The sequence below is a fragment of the Streptomyces sp. NPDC051218 genome, assembly GCF_044455475.1.
Lineage (GTDB): Bacteria > Actinomycetota > Actinomycetes > Streptomycetales > Streptomycetaceae > Streptomyces.
Genome location: NZ_JBITEU010000010.1, coordinates 111,831 through 126,552, shown reverse-complemented (window position 1 = coordinate 126,552; position 14,722 = coordinate 111,831). Strand labels below are relative to the sequence as shown.

12 protein-coding genes and 1 tRNA gene are annotated in these 14,722 nt (G+C 69.8%); 11 read left to right on the top strand and 2 right to left on the bottom strand.

The window, feature by feature from the left end:
- The first annotated feature begins 527 nt into the window (after positions 1–527).
- Together ACIBCK_RS28555 and ACIBCK_RS28550 are read left to right on the top strand one after the other, a co-directional pair.
- Positions 528–797 (top strand): type B 50S ribosomal protein L31, encoded by a 270-nt coding sequence (locus ACIBCK_RS28555; RefSeq protein ID WP_399394811.1) that lies wholly within the window; start codon positions 528–530, stop codon positions 795–797.
- Between the two features lie 164 nt (positions 798–961).
- Positions 962–2,317: a DUF1254 domain-containing protein gene (locus ACIBCK_RS28550; RefSeq protein WP_399394808.1), complete on the top strand. Its 1,356-nt coding sequence runs from the start codon at positions 962–964 to the stop codon at positions 2,315–2,317.
- On the opposite strand, the gene ACIBCK_RS28545 is transcribed toward ACIBCK_RS28550, so the two are convergent.
- Positions 2,305–2,886, bottom strand: a complete 582-nt coding sequence (locus ACIBCK_RS28545) for a dihydrofolate reductase family protein (protein WP_399394807.1) — start codon at positions 2,884–2,886, stop codon at positions 2,305–2,307. The two genes, ACIBCK_RS28550 and ACIBCK_RS28545, sit on opposite strands and share 13 nt — an antisense overlap.
- A 339-nt stretch (positions 2,887–3,225) precedes the next feature.
- On the opposite strand from ACIBCK_RS28545, the gene ACIBCK_RS28540 reads away from it, so the two are divergent.
- Both ACIBCK_RS28540 and ACIBCK_RS28535 read left to right on the top strand, forming a co-directional pair.
- Entirely contained in the window at positions 3,226–3,963 is a 738-nt protein-coding gene (locus ACIBCK_RS28540) for a hypothetical protein (RefSeq protein ID WP_399394805.1), read from the top strand.
- A 10-nt stretch (positions 3,964–3,973) separates the two neighbouring features.
- A complete protein-coding gene (locus ACIBCK_RS28535; RefSeq protein ID WP_399394804.1) occupies positions 3,974–4,369 on the top strand; it encodes a hypothetical protein in 396 nt (131 codons plus the stop codon).
- Between the two features lie 305 nt (positions 4,370–4,674).
- On the opposite strand, the gene ACIBCK_RS28530 is transcribed toward ACIBCK_RS28535, so the two are convergent.
- Positions 4,675–4,746 (bottom strand) — tRNA-Arg (locus ACIBCK_RS28530).
- Between the two features lie 160 nt (positions 4,747–4,906).
- Here ACIBCK_RS28530 and ACIBCK_RS28525 point away from each other — a divergent pair.
- From ACIBCK_RS28525 to rho, 7 genes are all read left to right on the top strand, one after another.
- On the top strand, positions 4,907–5,425 hold the full coding sequence (locus ACIBCK_RS28525; protein ID WP_399394803.1) for a PleD family two-component system response regulator: 519 nt from the start codon (positions 4,907–4,909) through the stop codon (positions 5,423–5,425).
- Between the two features lie 253 nt (positions 5,426–5,678).
- Entirely contained in the window at positions 5,679–6,986 is a 1,308-nt protein-coding gene (gene nrtL / locus ACIBCK_RS28520; RefSeq protein ID WP_399394801.1) for an ArgS-related anticodon-binding protein NrtL, read from the top strand.
- A gap of 85 nt (positions 6,987–7,071) precedes the next feature.
- On the top strand, positions 7,072–8,463 hold the full coding sequence (lysA, locus tag ACIBCK_RS28515; RefSeq protein WP_399394799.1) for a diaminopimelate decarboxylase: 1,392 nt from the start codon (positions 7,072–7,074) through the stop codon (positions 8,461–8,463).
- Positions 8,464–8,601: 138 nt separating this feature from the next.
- Complete coding sequence (locus ACIBCK_RS28510) at positions 8,602–9,894, top strand: homoserine dehydrogenase (RefSeq protein WP_399394798.1); 1,293 nt, start codon at positions 8,602–8,604, stop codon at positions 9,892–9,894.
- A 6-nt stretch (positions 9,895–9,900) separates the two neighbouring features.
- Positions 9,901–10,959 (top strand): threonine synthase, encoded by a 1,059-nt coding sequence (gene thrC, locus ACIBCK_RS28505; RefSeq protein WP_399394796.1) that lies wholly within the window; start codon positions 9,901–9,903, stop codon positions 10,957–10,959.
- Positions 10,960–11,227: 268 nt separating this feature from the next.
- Positions 11,228–12,145: a homoserine kinase gene (thrB, locus tag ACIBCK_RS28500; protein ID WP_399394794.1), complete on the top strand. Its 918-nt coding sequence runs from the start codon at positions 11,228–11,230 to the stop codon at positions 12,143–12,145.
- Between the two features lie 372 nt (positions 12,146–12,517).
- Positions 12,518–14,590, top strand: a complete 2,073-nt coding sequence (gene rho, locus ACIBCK_RS28495) for a transcription termination factor Rho (RefSeq protein ID WP_399394792.1) — start codon at positions 12,518–12,520, stop codon at positions 14,588–14,590.
- Positions 14,591–14,722 lie beyond the last annotated feature (132 nt).

Here is a 14,722-nt window from a genome sequence, read left to right as displayed (position 1 = left end):
GCGTCTCAGTGCCGGCTGCGGGTGCGTGCGGCTGCGGAGTTGGTCCGCCTTTGGGTGCGGGGCCGCGCCGGTATGTCCGTCCTCGCTATCGTCCGGTGGCCGCGGGGCTACTTCGCTCCCGGAGTGCCGCGAACCGTGCTCCGGGCAGACATACCGGCACGTCCCCTCGCGTGAGTTGCCGACTACCGGTGCGCGAGAGTCGAGCTGCCGTGGTGAAGGTCGCAATGCACCGTCGGGCTAGTGGGTAGCTCACTCACCCGTCACCGGGCTGGACGTCGCCCACCCACCCCTTCCTGTCCGCCCCCCCCGGTGGCACCCCGGGGCAATCGGGTGGGTGGGTGGGAAAGGCTTGTTCGGTCAGGGGAGGCTGCGGGGCAATCGGGCGGGTGGGCGGGAAAGGCCTGTCCGCTCAGGCACAGGAGGCGGGGCGCCGACGGGCACAGGGGGATGACGGTTCAAGCGACGGACGCAACCCACGTGGCGCCCCCAGGCTCGCCCCCACGCACGTACGCGGGGAACCTGGAGCCATGACCAAGGACAAGGACAGCAACTACCGGCCCGTCGTCTTCCGGGACCGCTCGGCGGGCTACGCCTTCCTCACCCGTTCCACCGCGGAGAGCGACCAGACCATCGAGTGGGACGACGGCGAGACGTACCCGCTGGTGGAGGTGGAGATCTCCTCCGAGAGCCACCCCTTCAACACGGGCCGCGCCCGAGTCGTGGACTCCGAAGGCCAGGTCGCCAAGTTCGAACGCCGCTACGGCGATCAGGCACCCCCGGCCACACCGGAGGCATGAGGGCGCACGCCACGCCGCACGCGCCGCATGAGTGGCATGAGGGACACGACGCCCCGACGATGTCCGTAGAGCCTTGATCACGATCGCGAAGAACGCATAGCGACCACGACCACGAACGACCACGAACGACGACGAACGAGCTTGATCACACGAAGGCGGCGGGCATGACCGACGGCACGACCGATCTCCAGGCGCTGGCGGCCGAGGCGTACATCTACGGCTACCCGATGGTGCTCAACCTCGACGAAGTCGACCGCGTCTCCCGCACGGGCATGGGCACGCTCTCCCCCGCGCCGTTCAACGAGTTCAGCCACGCGAGCCGGCTCGCGGGCCCGGACGACACCTTCGTGAGCGTCAACAACGACACCATCTACTCGCTGGCCCAGCTGGACCTCTCCGGCGGCGCCCAGCTCCTGACGGTGCCGGACACGGACGGCCGCTACTACGTCCTGCAGTTCGTCGACGCCTGGACCAACAACTTCGCGTACGTGGGCCGCCGCGCGACCGGCACCGGCGCGGCCAGCTTCCTGCTCACCCCGCCCGGCTGGGACGAGGAGGTCCCCCTGGGCGCCACCCGCATCGCCGTGCCGACCGAGGTGGCGACGATCGTCGGCCGGTGGGCCTGCGCGGGCCCGGACGACGTCGCGGCGGTGCAGGCACTGCAGGAGGACACCCACCTGGAGCCGTACTGGACGGCATCCGGGGAGTCCCACGGGCTGCCGACCCACACGTACATCCCCGAAGGCGAACCGGAGCTGCTCTTCTACGAGAAGCTGCGGGCCCGCATGGCCGCCTTCCCGCCCGCGCCGGCCGACCTCGCGTATCAGCAGCGGTTCGCCCCGCTGGGCCTGCTGGACGCGCAGAGCCCCTACGCGTCACCCGAGCCCGACCTGGCCAATGCGCTGCGCGCGGGATTCGCCGCGGGCAAGGAGAAGGTCGAGTCCGCCTCGATGCAGGGGGACATCCCCGAGCAGAACGGCTGGAAGCTGACGTACCACGCCTTCGATTACAACGCCGACCACTTCGAGGTCGGCACGCACAAGGACCCCCAATGGATCTACACGGACCGGGAGTTGGGCCGCATGGTGCGCGCCACCTCGGCCCGCACCGCGCTCTGGGGCAACCACGGCTACGAGGCCGCGTACGCGATGACGTATGACGACGGCGACGGCCGGCCCCTGGACGGCGGCCAGTCCTACACCCTGCGCTTCGAGAAGCCGCCGCCGGTGGACGCGTTCTGGTCGATCACGATGTACGACCTGCCGGACTACTACCTGGTCGATAACCCCGTAGCCCGTTACTCCATCGGCGACCGCACCCCGGGCCTGAGCTACGACGATGACGGCTCCCTCACCCTGCGCCTCCAGCCGCAGCGCCCCGCCGACGACAAGACGGCCGCCAACTGGCTGCCCACCCCCGGCGGGAACTTCCGCCCCATCCTGCGGATGTACACGCCGCACGCAGCGGTCTTCGACGGGACGTACGAGGTGCCGCCGATCCGCCGGCGTCAGGCCGAGTGAAGGACGGGCCGGTAGATGAGTTCCTGAATGTGACCGTCGAGGGTCGTGCGGTCGATCAGCTCGAGGTCGAAGTCGGCGGAGCCCCGGAAGATCGGGTCGAGCCCGGTCCGGCCGGTGATCACGGGGAAGAGCGTCACCTGGACGCGGTCGACCAGACCGGCGGCCAGCAGCGCCCGGTTCATGGACAGGCTGCCGTGCGAGCGCAGCGGCACGTCGGACTCCTTCTTGAGCCGGGCGACGACATCGACGGCGTCACCGTTCGCGAGGTCCGCGTCCGGCCAGTCGAGTGGCCCTTCCAACGTCTTCGACACCACGGTGGTCGGCAGGTTCCGCATCCGCGTGACCCACGGGTCACGCACATCGGAATCGGCGGTGCTCGAAGCCAGCATCTGCGCGAACGCCCGATAGGTGTTGGCCCCGAAAACCATCCGCTGTTCCTGGCTGTACAGGGCAAGCCGATGATCGAGAAGCTCGGGCCCCTGCTTGCCCCAGTAGCCGGTCCAGTCACCACTGGCGGCACCGTAGCCGTCGAGGCTGCTGAAGACATCAAAGGTGTAGGTGACGGTCATGACGCTCTCCTAGCGTGCGGCTGATCACGTAACGCCAACGTCGCTAGTACAGACCCCCGCAGCCGACGAGACTCATCGGTGCCGCCGAAGACCGGGATGAACAGGCCGATGACGTCGACGCTGCTGCGCACAGGTTGACCGGATTGTGCACCAGCGGCCTGCCTGGCCAATAGCGACATTTGAGGAAATGGTGAGCCGGAATTGTGGCTTCCGGCACAGCGTCGGTGGGGCACAAATGATCACATTGACGATGATCAACTGGGTGCGACGCCCCTGACTGCGGTCAGGGGTGGGGGAACGGTGCCCAGATGCGTGTCTCAGATATGGAGCAGTCCCCACATGACCACCAGCACCACCCGGCCGTACCGCGCATTGACCCGCGCCAACGGCATGCTCGTAGCGGCAGTCACCGCGGGGGCCATCCTCGCCGCCGGCACGGGCGCCCACGCGGCGCAGTTGGCCCCGGAGCCCCCTGCCTCCACCGGTTTCACGTCGGAAGAGCAGGAACAGGCCGCCGCGATCGCGAAGGGGATAGCCGAACTCGGTGTGACCGAGGAGCAGTTCGCGGCCGCCATCAACGTCTCTCTCACCAGGCCTGCCCCCAACGCCGAGGACGTCCAGAAGCGCTTGGCGAACCTGCCCGCCAAGCCGAGCGCCGAGCAGATCGTGCGGACGGCGTACCCGGAGGACACCGAGGCCCAGGCCGCACTCCGGCCCCTCCTGACCAATGAGGAGGTACGCAACGCTGCCCTGGCCCAGCTCGACACCGGCGCCGGTGTCGGCGCTGTCGATGCCACGGGGAAGCAGAACGGCATAGCGCTGCGCGGATGGTGGGACACGACCAAGTTCGCGGTCAAGTGCGGGGCGGCCGTCGCCGCCGTTTTCATCTCCTTCGTGCCGGCCGGGTCCAGCATCAAGGTGGCCCGGGCCGTGGCGCTCTTCAAGAGGTACGGAGCGAAGAAGACCGCCAACATCATCTGGCGCTTCGTCAACGGCAAGCACGTCGGCTCCAAGGAGCGCGAGGCCGTGAAGGCGTTCATCGGCATCAGCGCGATCTCCAGCGCCTGCTCAAAGTGAGGTGAGGGCAATGACGATCGAGCATGTCGCAGTGATCGCCCTGGTGGTCGAGGTGGTGGTCATGGCGCTGGCCCGGTTCGGTACGGAGCGGCGTCATTGGAACCACTACAAGAACCGGGGGCCCGCTCCGCAGAAGCGGGACGACATCACACATGTGTCGGGGGTCTTGTACGCGGTGGCCGCTGTCGCCATGGTGGTCGCCGCGGTGACGACGCGCGTGGAACTGACCCTGCCCGCCGTCGGTACCTTCGCGCTGTTCGGCATCCTGCTCCCGGCCTTCGCCGCCAACTCCGTCATGGTGCTGGCGACGTCGGGGCGCCCGGGAGCGGTGACTCGATGGCAGCGGGGGATCGCCTACGCGATCGCTGCCGGAGGCGGCCTGGTCTCCGTCGGCCTCATCGGCTGACACCCTGACGCGAGCGGCCCGCCGGCTCCGGCGGGCCGCTCGCGCCGGACAACGGGCCGGACGAAGCCGGTTCAGGGGCCTCGCAGTTCTGTGCGCTCAGTCCATGAACTCAGCCGATTGGGTCGCCTCTCCGGGCCCCTTCCGCAGCCAGTAAGCGCGCGAGGTCGCTCCGAGCGCCGTCGAGCGTGGCGAGCATCTGCGCACGGGTCCGGTCTACGCTTCGTGCTGCATCTGCCTGCACATACGCGAAGACCCCGGCCTCAGCGTTTCCGCTGGTGACGGGGTCTTGGGCACCTTCTGCAAGGTGCCCCCGGCAGGATTCGAACCTGCGCACACGGCTCCGGAGGCCGTTGCTCTATCCCCTGAGCTACGGGGGCGTGTCGATGCGGGTTGCGCCGCGACGTGTAGAACCCTACCAGCTCTGAACGGCTCCCTATGAACAGGTATTTCCGCACTCCGGGGCCGTGGGAGCGGATGCATCCGCACCCTGCGTCCCAGACGTCACCCTTGGCTCCGTCGCGCGTTCCCCCGCAGGGGGTGGAAGTGGGGAAAACCCGGACGCGGTGGCGGGGGCGGACCTACTCTCGAGTTGTGTCAGGCGTGTCAGGCCGCGTGCTTGTTGTGGACGACAACAAGGTCATCCGGCAGCTGATCAGGGTCAACCTCGAGCTGGAGGGCTTCGAGGTCGTGACCGCGGCTGATGGTGCCGAATGCCTGGACGTGGTGAACCAGGTCAGACCCGATGTCGTCACCCTGGACGTGGTGATGCCCCGCCTCGACGGTCTGCGTACCGCCGCTCGGCTGCGCTCCGATCCGCGGACCCGGGATCTGCCCATCGTCATTGTCAGTGCGTGCACCCAGTACGAGGTGGCCGGCGGGCTTGAGGTCGGCGTGGACGCCTTCCTCGCCAAGCCTTTCGAACCTGCCGAACTGCTGGGGATCGTAAGGCAGTTGAGAGAACACGGCAGTGGTGGTGGTGACGGGGGGCATGGCGCCCTCGGGGGTGAGTCCGGGGCCGCCGGAGAAGCCGAGCGCGCCGGCCGCCCCGGCGCCTGACCCCGCCCGCGCTCTGCCTGCCATCCCCCGCGACCGAAGCCGTACCCGTCACCGCCATGCCGGGCTGCTTGGCGCCCTGCGGGGTGACCGGGGCGTCGCCCTGCCTGCCGGGCCGCTCGGCAGGGCGGGGCCGGACCGGGGCCTCGCCGTGTCTGCGCCCGCCCCGGCGCTGAATCCGGGCCCGGCGTCCACATCCCGGACCATCGGGAAACCAGGTCGCGTGCCCACCCCCCTCCTCCCATACGCTTGTCCCGTGACCCCCGTCGAGCTCTCCCGCACCGTGCTGCGCGCCATGCGTCGCGCCGTCGATGACGGGGAGCTCAGTGGCCTTGGGGACGTGGGCGTGGCGGAGCGGGTCGTCGTTGAGCGTCCTCGGCCCGGTGGGTGCGGGGACTACGCCACGAACGTCGCCCTGCAGGTCGCCCGCGCCGCCGGGCGGCCTCCCCGGCAAGTCGCCGAAGTGCTCTCCCCGCGGCTCACCGGCGAGCCCGGCATCGCCGTCGTCGACATCACCGGGCCCGGCTTCCTCAACATCACCCTGGAGCGCAGCGACCCGCGGAACCCCGGCAGCGACTCCGCCGCCCTCGTACGCGACGTCCTCACGCAAGGCGCCTCCTACGGCCACGTCCGCCCCGGGCACGCCGACTCTGGTCACGTCCGCCCCGGTGATGCCACCCCCGGACACGCCGACCCTGGTCACGCCAGCCCGGGAGGCACCCACCTCGAACAAGCCAGCCCCAGCGATACCCACCCCGGCCCCGCCACCCCCGGCGACGCCGGCCACGGCCCCGCCGGCCACGGCCCCGCCACCCCCGGCCCCGCCGGCCACGGCCACGCCAGCCCCGGCCCCGCCACCCCTGGCCACGCCACCCCCGGCCACGCCCACCTCCACATCCCCCAAGAAATCCGCGCCGCCGTCCTAGCCGACGCCGTCCGCCGCATCCTCCTCTCCCAGGGCACCACCGTCCGCCTCACCTGCGACGAAGCCCCCGACCCCGAATGGGCCACCCTCGGCGTACACATCGACGCCCACGGGATGCTCCCCGCCACCACCCCCACACCCCTCCACCCCCTCCCCGCCCCCTCCACCCCCACCCCCCTGGGCCCCGACGCCGCCCGTTGGGCCCTTCTCTTCCCCGCCGCTCACGACCGCGTCCGCATCAGTGGTGAGCACCTCGTCCAGCGGGCGAGTAACCCCCTCTTCCGTGTGCGGTACGCCTACTCCCGGGTCCGTGCGCTCAGCCGTAACGCAGGCGGGCTCGGCTTCGGCTCCGAGGTCGGGGGCGTCGCGGGGGGTGAAGCGCGTGCGCTGCTTGATGCGCTTGCCGACTACCCCCGCATCCTGGCCGCCGCCGCCCGGCACCGCGCGCCCGATCGGCTCGCCCGGCATCTGGTCGTCGTCGCCGATGCCTTCCTCGCCTTTCAGCCCGGCGTGCTGCCGCTCGGGGACGAGAAACCCTCGGCCGCCCACCGTGCCCGGCTCGCGCTCGCCGAAGCCGCCGGGACGGTGCTCGCAGGCGGCCTGTCCCTGCTCGGCATCAGCGCCCCCGAGTACTTGTGACACGTGAGGACGCGATGGACGTGACTGACACGACCGGAGTGGCTTACGTGACGTACGTGACCGAAGTGAGAGAGACGACCGCGACATGAGCCGTTCCGCACACCCCGCCGGGCCCCGCCACGCCGACGTACTGCCCGAAGGGCACTACACCGCCCCGGCCGCCGACCTGAACTCCCTCGATCCGAAGGTCTGGGCGCAGACCGTCGGGCGTGACGCGGACGGTGTCGTCACCGTCGGCGGGATCCCCGTGACCCGGCTCGCCGAGGAGTTCGGCACCCCCGCCTACTTCCTCGACGAGGCCGACTTCCGCGCCCGCTGCCACGCCTGGCGCGGCGCCTTCGGGGCCGACGCCGATGTCTTCTACGCCGGGAAGGCCTTCCTCTCGCGGGCGATCGTGAAGTGGCTGCACGAGGAAGGGCTCAACCTGGACGTGTGCAGCGGCGGCGAACTCGCCACCGCCCTCGCTGCCGGCATGCCCGCCGACCGCATCGCCTTCCACGGCAACAACAAGACCGAGGAAGAGATCGAGCGGGCCGTCGAGGCCGGCGTGGGGCGCATCGTGCTCGACTCCTTCCAGGAGATCGTGCGCGTCGCCCACATCGCCGACCGGCTCGGTGTCCGTCAGCGCGTGCAGATCCGCGTGACCGTCGGCGTCGAGGCCCACACGCACGAGTTCATCGCCACCGCTCACGAGGACCAGAAGTTCGGCATCGCGCTGGCGGGGGGACAGGCCGCCGAGGCGGTGCGGCGGGCACTCCAGCTCGATGGACTCGAGCTCATCGGCGTGCACTCGCACATCGGGTCGCAGATCTTCGACATGGCCGGGTTCGAGGTCTCCGCCCGGCGCGTGGTCCAGTTGCTCGCCGAGATTCGTGATGAGCACGGCGTCGAGCTTCCCGAGATCGACCTCGGCGGCGGACTCGGCATCGCCTACACCCCCGAGGACGACCCCCGCGAGCCGCACGAGATCGCCAAGGCGCTCGGCGAGATCGTCACGCGTGAGTGCGAGGCCGCGAACCTCCGGACGCCGCGCATCTCCGTCGAGCCCGGCCGCGCCATCGTCGGGCCGACCGCCTTCACCCTGTACGAGGTCGGCACCATCAAGCCGCTCGAAGGACTGCGTACGTACGTCTCCGTCGACGGCGGCATGTCCGACAACATCCGTACGGCTCTCTATGACGCCGAGTACAGCGTGGCCCTCGTGTCGCGGGAGTCCGACGCGGAGCCCATGCTCGTGCGCGTCGTCGGCAAGCACTGCGAGAGCGGGGACATCGTGGTGAAGGACGCGTTCCTGCCCGCCGACATCGCACCCGGTGATCTGATCGCCGTGCCCGCGACCGGCGCGTACTGCCGTTCCATGGCGAGCAATTACAACCACGCCCTGCGCCCGCCGGTCGTCGCCGTGCGAGAGGGTGAGGCGCGGGTCATCGTCCGCCGCGAGACGGAGGAAGATCTCCTGCGACTTGATGTCGGCTGAGGAAATATCGGCCTGGAAACAGCGATCGATGATGTATCGGTCTGTGAAATAGATGTCTCACCATTCGGACAGGGCATAGAAACTGCCGACGGGTGGGTGAGACTGGTCCCATCGTAGATGTATGAGAAGTGAGGTCGGATGATGCGTACGCGTCCGCTGAAGGTGGCGCTGCTGGGCTGTGGGGTTGTCGGCTCAGAGGTGGCGCGCATCATGACGACGCACGCCGACGACCTCACGGCCCGGATCGGTGCCCCGGTGGAGCTCGCCGGGGTGGCCGTCCGCAGGCCGTCGAAGGTGCGGGACGGAATCGACCCCTCACTCGTCACCACGGACGCGACCGCGCTGGTCAAACGTGGTGACATTGATGTCGTCGTCGAGGTCATCGGGGGCATCGAGCCCGCCAGGGCCCTCATCACCACCGCCTTCGCGCACGGCGCGTCCGTCGTCTCCGCCAACAAGGCGCTCATCGCGCAGGACGGCGCCGCGCTGCACGCCGCCGCCGAGGAGCACGGCCGGGATCTCTACTACGAGGCTGCCGTCGCCGGTGCGATTCCGCTGATCCGGCCGCTTCGCGAGTCGCTGGTCGGGGACAAGGTCAATCGTGTCCTGGGGATCGTGAACGGGACCACCAACTTCATCCTCGATGCCATGGACACCACCGGTGCCGGCTATCAGGAAGCCCTCGACGAGGCCACCGCCCTCGGGTACGCGGAAGCCGACCCGACCGCCGACGTCGAAGGCTTCGACGCCGCGGCCAAGGCCGCGATCCTCGCCGGCATCGCCTTCCACACGCGCGTGCGTCTCGACGACGTCTACCGCGAGGGCATGACCGAGGTGACCGCCGCCGACTTCGCGTCCGCGAAGCGCATGGGCTGCACCATCAAGCTGCTCGCCATCTGTGAGCGGGCCGCCCACGGCGGCTCCGTCACCGCGCGCGTGCACCCCGCGATGATTCCGCTCAGCCATCCGCTGGCCTCGGTGCGCGAGGCGTACAACGCCGTCTTCGTGGAAGCGGAGGCCGCGGGTCAGCTCATGTTCTACGGTCCCGGCGCGGGTGGTTCCCCCACCGCGTCGGCCGTGCTCGGCGACCTCGTCGCCGTCTGCCGGAACAAGCTCGGCGAAGCCACCGGGCCCGGCGAATCCGCGTACACCCAGCTGCCCGTGAGTTCCATGGGCGAGGTCGTCACGCGCTACCACATCAGCCTCGACGTGGCCGACAAGCCGGGTGTTCTCGCCCAGGTCGCGACGGTCTTCGCCGAGCACGGCGTATCGATCGATACGGTCCGTCAGACGGGCAAGGACGGCGAGGCCTCTCTCGTCGTCGTCACCCACCGCGCGCCCGACGCCGCCCTCACCGGCACCGTCGAGGCGCTGCGGAACCTCGACACCGTGCGTGGTGTCGCCAGCATCATGCGGGTTGAAGGAGAGTAACCAGCAATGACCCACCAGTGGCGCGGAATCATCGAGGAGTACCGGGACCGTCTTCCGGTCTCCGGCACGACGCCGGTCGTGACGCTTCGCGAGGGCGGCACGCCGCTCGTACCCGCGCAGGTGCTCTCCGAGCGCACGGGCTGCGAGGTCCATCTCAAGGTCGAGGGCGCCAACCCGACCGGGTCCTTCAAGGACCGCGGCATGACGATGGCGATCACCAAGGCCAAGGAGGAGGGCGCCAAGGCCGTCATCTGCGCCTCCACCGGCAACACCTCGGCCTCGGCCGCCGCCTATGCGGTGCGCGCGGGCATGGTCTGCGCGGTCCTCGTGCCGCAGGGCAAGATCGCGCTCGGCAAGATGGGCCAGGCGCTCGTCTACGGCTCGAAGATCCTCCAGGTCGACGGCAACTTCGACGACTGCCTGAACCTCGCCCGCGCCCTCTCCGAGAACTACCCGGTGGCGCTGGTCAATTCGGTCAACCCGTTCCGCATCGAGGGCCAGAAGACGGCCTCGTTCGAGATCGTCGACGCGCTCGGTGACGCCCCCGACATCCACGTGCTCCCGGTGGGCAACGCGGGCAACATCACGGCCTATTGGAAGGGCTACAAGGAGTACGCCGCCGACTCGATCTCGTCGCGCACTCCCCGCATGTGGGGCTTCCAGGCCTCCGGCTCCGCGCCCATCGTGCGCGGCGAGATCGTCAAGGACCCGTCGACGATCGCCACCGCGATTCGCATCGGCAACCCCGCGTCGTGGCAGCACGCCCTCGACGCGCGCGACGAGTCGGACGGCTTCATCGACGAGGTGACGGACCGTGAGATCCTGCGCGCCTACAAGCTGTTGGCGTCCCAGGAGGGTGTCTTCGTCGAGCCGGCGTCGGCCGCTTCGGTCGCCGGTCTGCTGAAGGCGGCCGAGCAGGGCAAGGTCGACAAGGGGCAGCGCATCGTCTGCACCGTCACCGGTAACGGCCTCAAGGACCCGGACTGGGCCGTCGCGGGCGCACCGCAGCCGGTCACGGTCCCGGTCGACTCGGCCGCCGCGGCCGAGCGCCTCGGTCTGGCCTGATCACGCCGGTCCGCGTTACCGCGGGCCGCGGGGCGGGCATATCCGTCCGGAAAACCCGCAACTCCGTATAGGGGGTGCACAGGGGGCTTACGACACGCATCGTGCGCCTCCTGTGCGCCCTATGTCGCCACAGAACCTTCCTTCGATAGGCTGTACCGAACCCGCCCCGCCGCATATGCCGCGGTGCTGCCGCAGAGCGGCCTTCGGGTAGTGCCTCATCACGTGGCAAGTCCTCAAAAGATCGCAGCTCAAGGAGAGTCATCGAGCGATGGCCGGTCCCGCGTTCCGCGCCGCCGCCGTCCGGGTGCGCGTCCCCGCCACCAGCGCCAACCTCGGCCCGGGCTTCGACGCCCTCGGCCTGTCGCTGGGTCTGTACGACGACGTCGTCGTGCGGGTGGCCGACACCGGACTGAACATCGACATCGCAGGTGAGGGCAGCGAGACGCTCCCACGCGACGAGTCGCATCTGTTGGTACGTTCCCTGCGCACCGCCTTCGACCTGCTCGGCGGTCAGCCGCGCGGGCTCGAAATCGTCTGTGCCAACCGCATTCCGCACGGCCGGGGCCTCGGCTCGTCGTCCGCCGCCATCTGCGCGGGCATCGTCGCCGCGCGCGCCGTGACGATAGGCGGCGACGCCCGGCTCGACGACAACGCCCTGTTGGAGCTCGCCACCGAGATCGAGGGCCACCCCGACAACGTCGCCGCCTGTCTGCTCGGCGGCTTCACGCTCTCCTGGATGGAGGGGGGAGCGGCACGCGCGATCAGGATGGACCCGGCGGATTCCATCGTTCCGGTGGTCTTCGTGCCGGCGAAGCCCGTCCTCACCGAGACCGCGCGCGGACTGCTCCCGCGCACCGTCCCGCATGTCGACGCCGCCGCCAACGCGGGCCGCGCCGCACTGCTCGTCGAGGCCCTGACCAGGCGCCCCGAGCTGCTGCTCCCCGCCACCGAGGACCGGCTCCACCAGGAGTACCGCGCACCCGCCATGCCCGAGAGCGCCGCACTGGTCGAGCGCCTGCGCACGGACGGAGTACCGGCGATGATCTCCGGCGCGGGACCCACGGTCCTCGCGCTGGCCGATGAGAGTGCGGCGGACAAGGTCGCACGCCTTGCGGGAGAGGGCTGGGCGGCCAATCGCCTGGCGCTCGACGCGACCGGTGCGAGCGTGCTGCCGCTTGCTCCCTGACACCTGGTAGCCGGATGAGAGAGGGGGAATGTTTGTTGGATCCGGTAGTGTTAACCTCAAGTCTGCACCCGACCCCACCATGGCGAGGTGCTTCGTGTCCCCGTCCGGGACATCCATCCTTCCGGGAGCCTCCCAAACTGCTCTGTGCCCCGCACTGAGCGGTGCCGAGCACGCTCCGGAACCGGCGTGACCGAGCCGAGTGACACCGCACTTCAGTGGCACCTCACCGGGACTCGCCATCACCAGTGAATTCTTCCGCCGCGCGTTGGCGGACCACCGCCCCGGCACGGTCCACACACCAAAGGACCTCCGGACAGCACAACCGGTCGCCGAGCCAGACAGGCCGACGTCCGCTCCAGGGAAGGACCCTTCGTGAGCGACACCACCGATCTGATGGGCGTGACTGCCGACACGCCCGCCACGGACGCCTCTGCGGCGCCTGCCACCGGTGCTTCGGCCGGATCCCGGCGGCGCCGCGGCACCGGCCTCGATGGCATGGTGCTGGCGGAACTGCAGCAGGTCGCATCCGGCCTCGGTATCAAGGGCACTGCGCGCATGCGCAAGAGCCAGCTGATCGAGGTCATCAAGGAGGCGCAGGCCGGGGGCGGTGCCCCCGCGAAGAGCGCCGCGCCGTCCTCGGACGCCGAGACCAAGCCCAAGCGCCGCGCGACCTCGAAGGCCCGGACGGGCGAGGAGACCGCGGCGAGCACGGAGAAGACCGCCAAGGCGAGCAAGGCCGACAAGGCCGAGCCGGCCGGCGCCAAGGCCGATGAGGCCGCCCAGCAGCAGATCGACATCCCGGGCCAGCCCGCGGGTGCCGACAAGGGCGAGCGTCGCGGCCGTCGCCGTGCCACCGCCGACGCGGGCAGCCCCGAGACGGTCACCGCCGAGGCGAAGAGCGAGCCGAAGAGCGACGCCAAGAACGACAAGAGCGAGGCCAAGACGGACACGCAGTCCGAGGCCAAGGGCGACGGCTCCGGTGACAACAACGCCGACGGCCGCCGCGAGCGCCGTGACCGCCAGGGCCGAGGCCGCGACCGCGACCGCCGTGGCAACAAGGGCGACGAGCAGCAGGGTGGCAACCGTCAGCAGGGCGGCGGCCGTCAGGACCGCCAGGACCGCGGCGACCGCCAGGACCGTCAGCAGCGCGACCAGCGCGACCAGCGGGACAACGGGCCGCAGGACGACTTCGACGACGAGGCCGGTGGCCGCCGCGGGCGCCGTGGCCGTTACCGCGACCGCCGTGGGCGTCGTGGCCGCGACGAGTTCGGCGGCGCCAACGAGCCGCAGGTCGCCGACGACGACGTACTGATCCCCGTCGCGGGCATCCTGGACATCCTCGACAACTACGCGTTCATCCGCACCTCGGGTTACCTCCCGGGTCCGAACGACGTGTACGTGTCACTCGCCCAGGTCCGCAAGAACGGTCTGCGCAAGGGTGACCACGTCACCGGCGCCGTCCGTCAGCCCAAGGACGGCGAGCGCCGCGAGAAGTTCAACGCGCTCGTGCGCCTCGACTCGGCGAACGGCATGGCGGCCGAATCCGGGCGCGGGCGACCGGAGTTCAACAAGCTGACGCCCCTTTACCCGCAGGACCGGCTCCGTCTGGAGACCGACCCGGGTGTGCTCACCACCCGCATCATCGACCTCGTGTCGCCGATCGGTAAGGGCCAGCGCGGCCTGATCGTGGCCCCGCCGAAGACCGGCAAGACCATGATCATGCAGGCGGTCGCGAACGCGATCACCACGAACAGCCCCGAGTGCCACCTGATGGTCGTCCTGGTCGACGAGCGTCCGGAAGAGGTCACCGACATGCAGCGGTCGGTGAAGGGCGAGGTCATCTCCTCGACCTTCGACCGTCCCGCCGAGGACCACACCACGGTCGCCGAGCTGGCCATCGAGCGCGCCAAGCGCCTCGTGGAGCTGGGTCACGACGTGGTCGTGCTGCTCGACTCGATCACCCGCCTGGGCCGTGCGTACAACCTGGCGGCCCCGGCCTCCGGCCGCATCCTGTCCGGTGGTGTCGACTCGACCGCGCTCTACCCGCCGAAGCGCTTCTTCGGTGCGGCGCGCAACATCGAGGACGGCGGCTCGCTGACCATCCTCGCCACCGCGCTCGTCGACACCGGTTCGCGCATGGACGAGGTGATCTTCGAGGAGTTCAAGGGCACCGGCAACATGGAGCTCAAGCTCGACCGGAAGCTCTCCGACAAGCGCATCTTCCCGGCGGTGGACGTGGACGCGTCCTCCACCCGCAAGGAAGAGATCCTGCTCAACAGCGAAGAGCTCGCCATCGTCTGGAAGCTGCGCCGGGTGCTGCACGCCCTCGACTCGCAGCAGGCCATCGAGCTGCTCCTCGACAAGATGAAGCAGACGAAGTCGAACGCCGAGTTCCTCATGCAGATCGCGAAGACGACGCCGACGCCGGGCAACGGCAACGACTAGTCCTCACGGGCCGTACGTACACAAAGGGCCGCCCCCGTCATCCGACGGGGGCGGCCCTTTTGCGCCCAGGGGGCGCGCAAGGGGCGCTGAATGACCTTGGCCACACCCCTAAGAGATTCTTACGGTCACGGG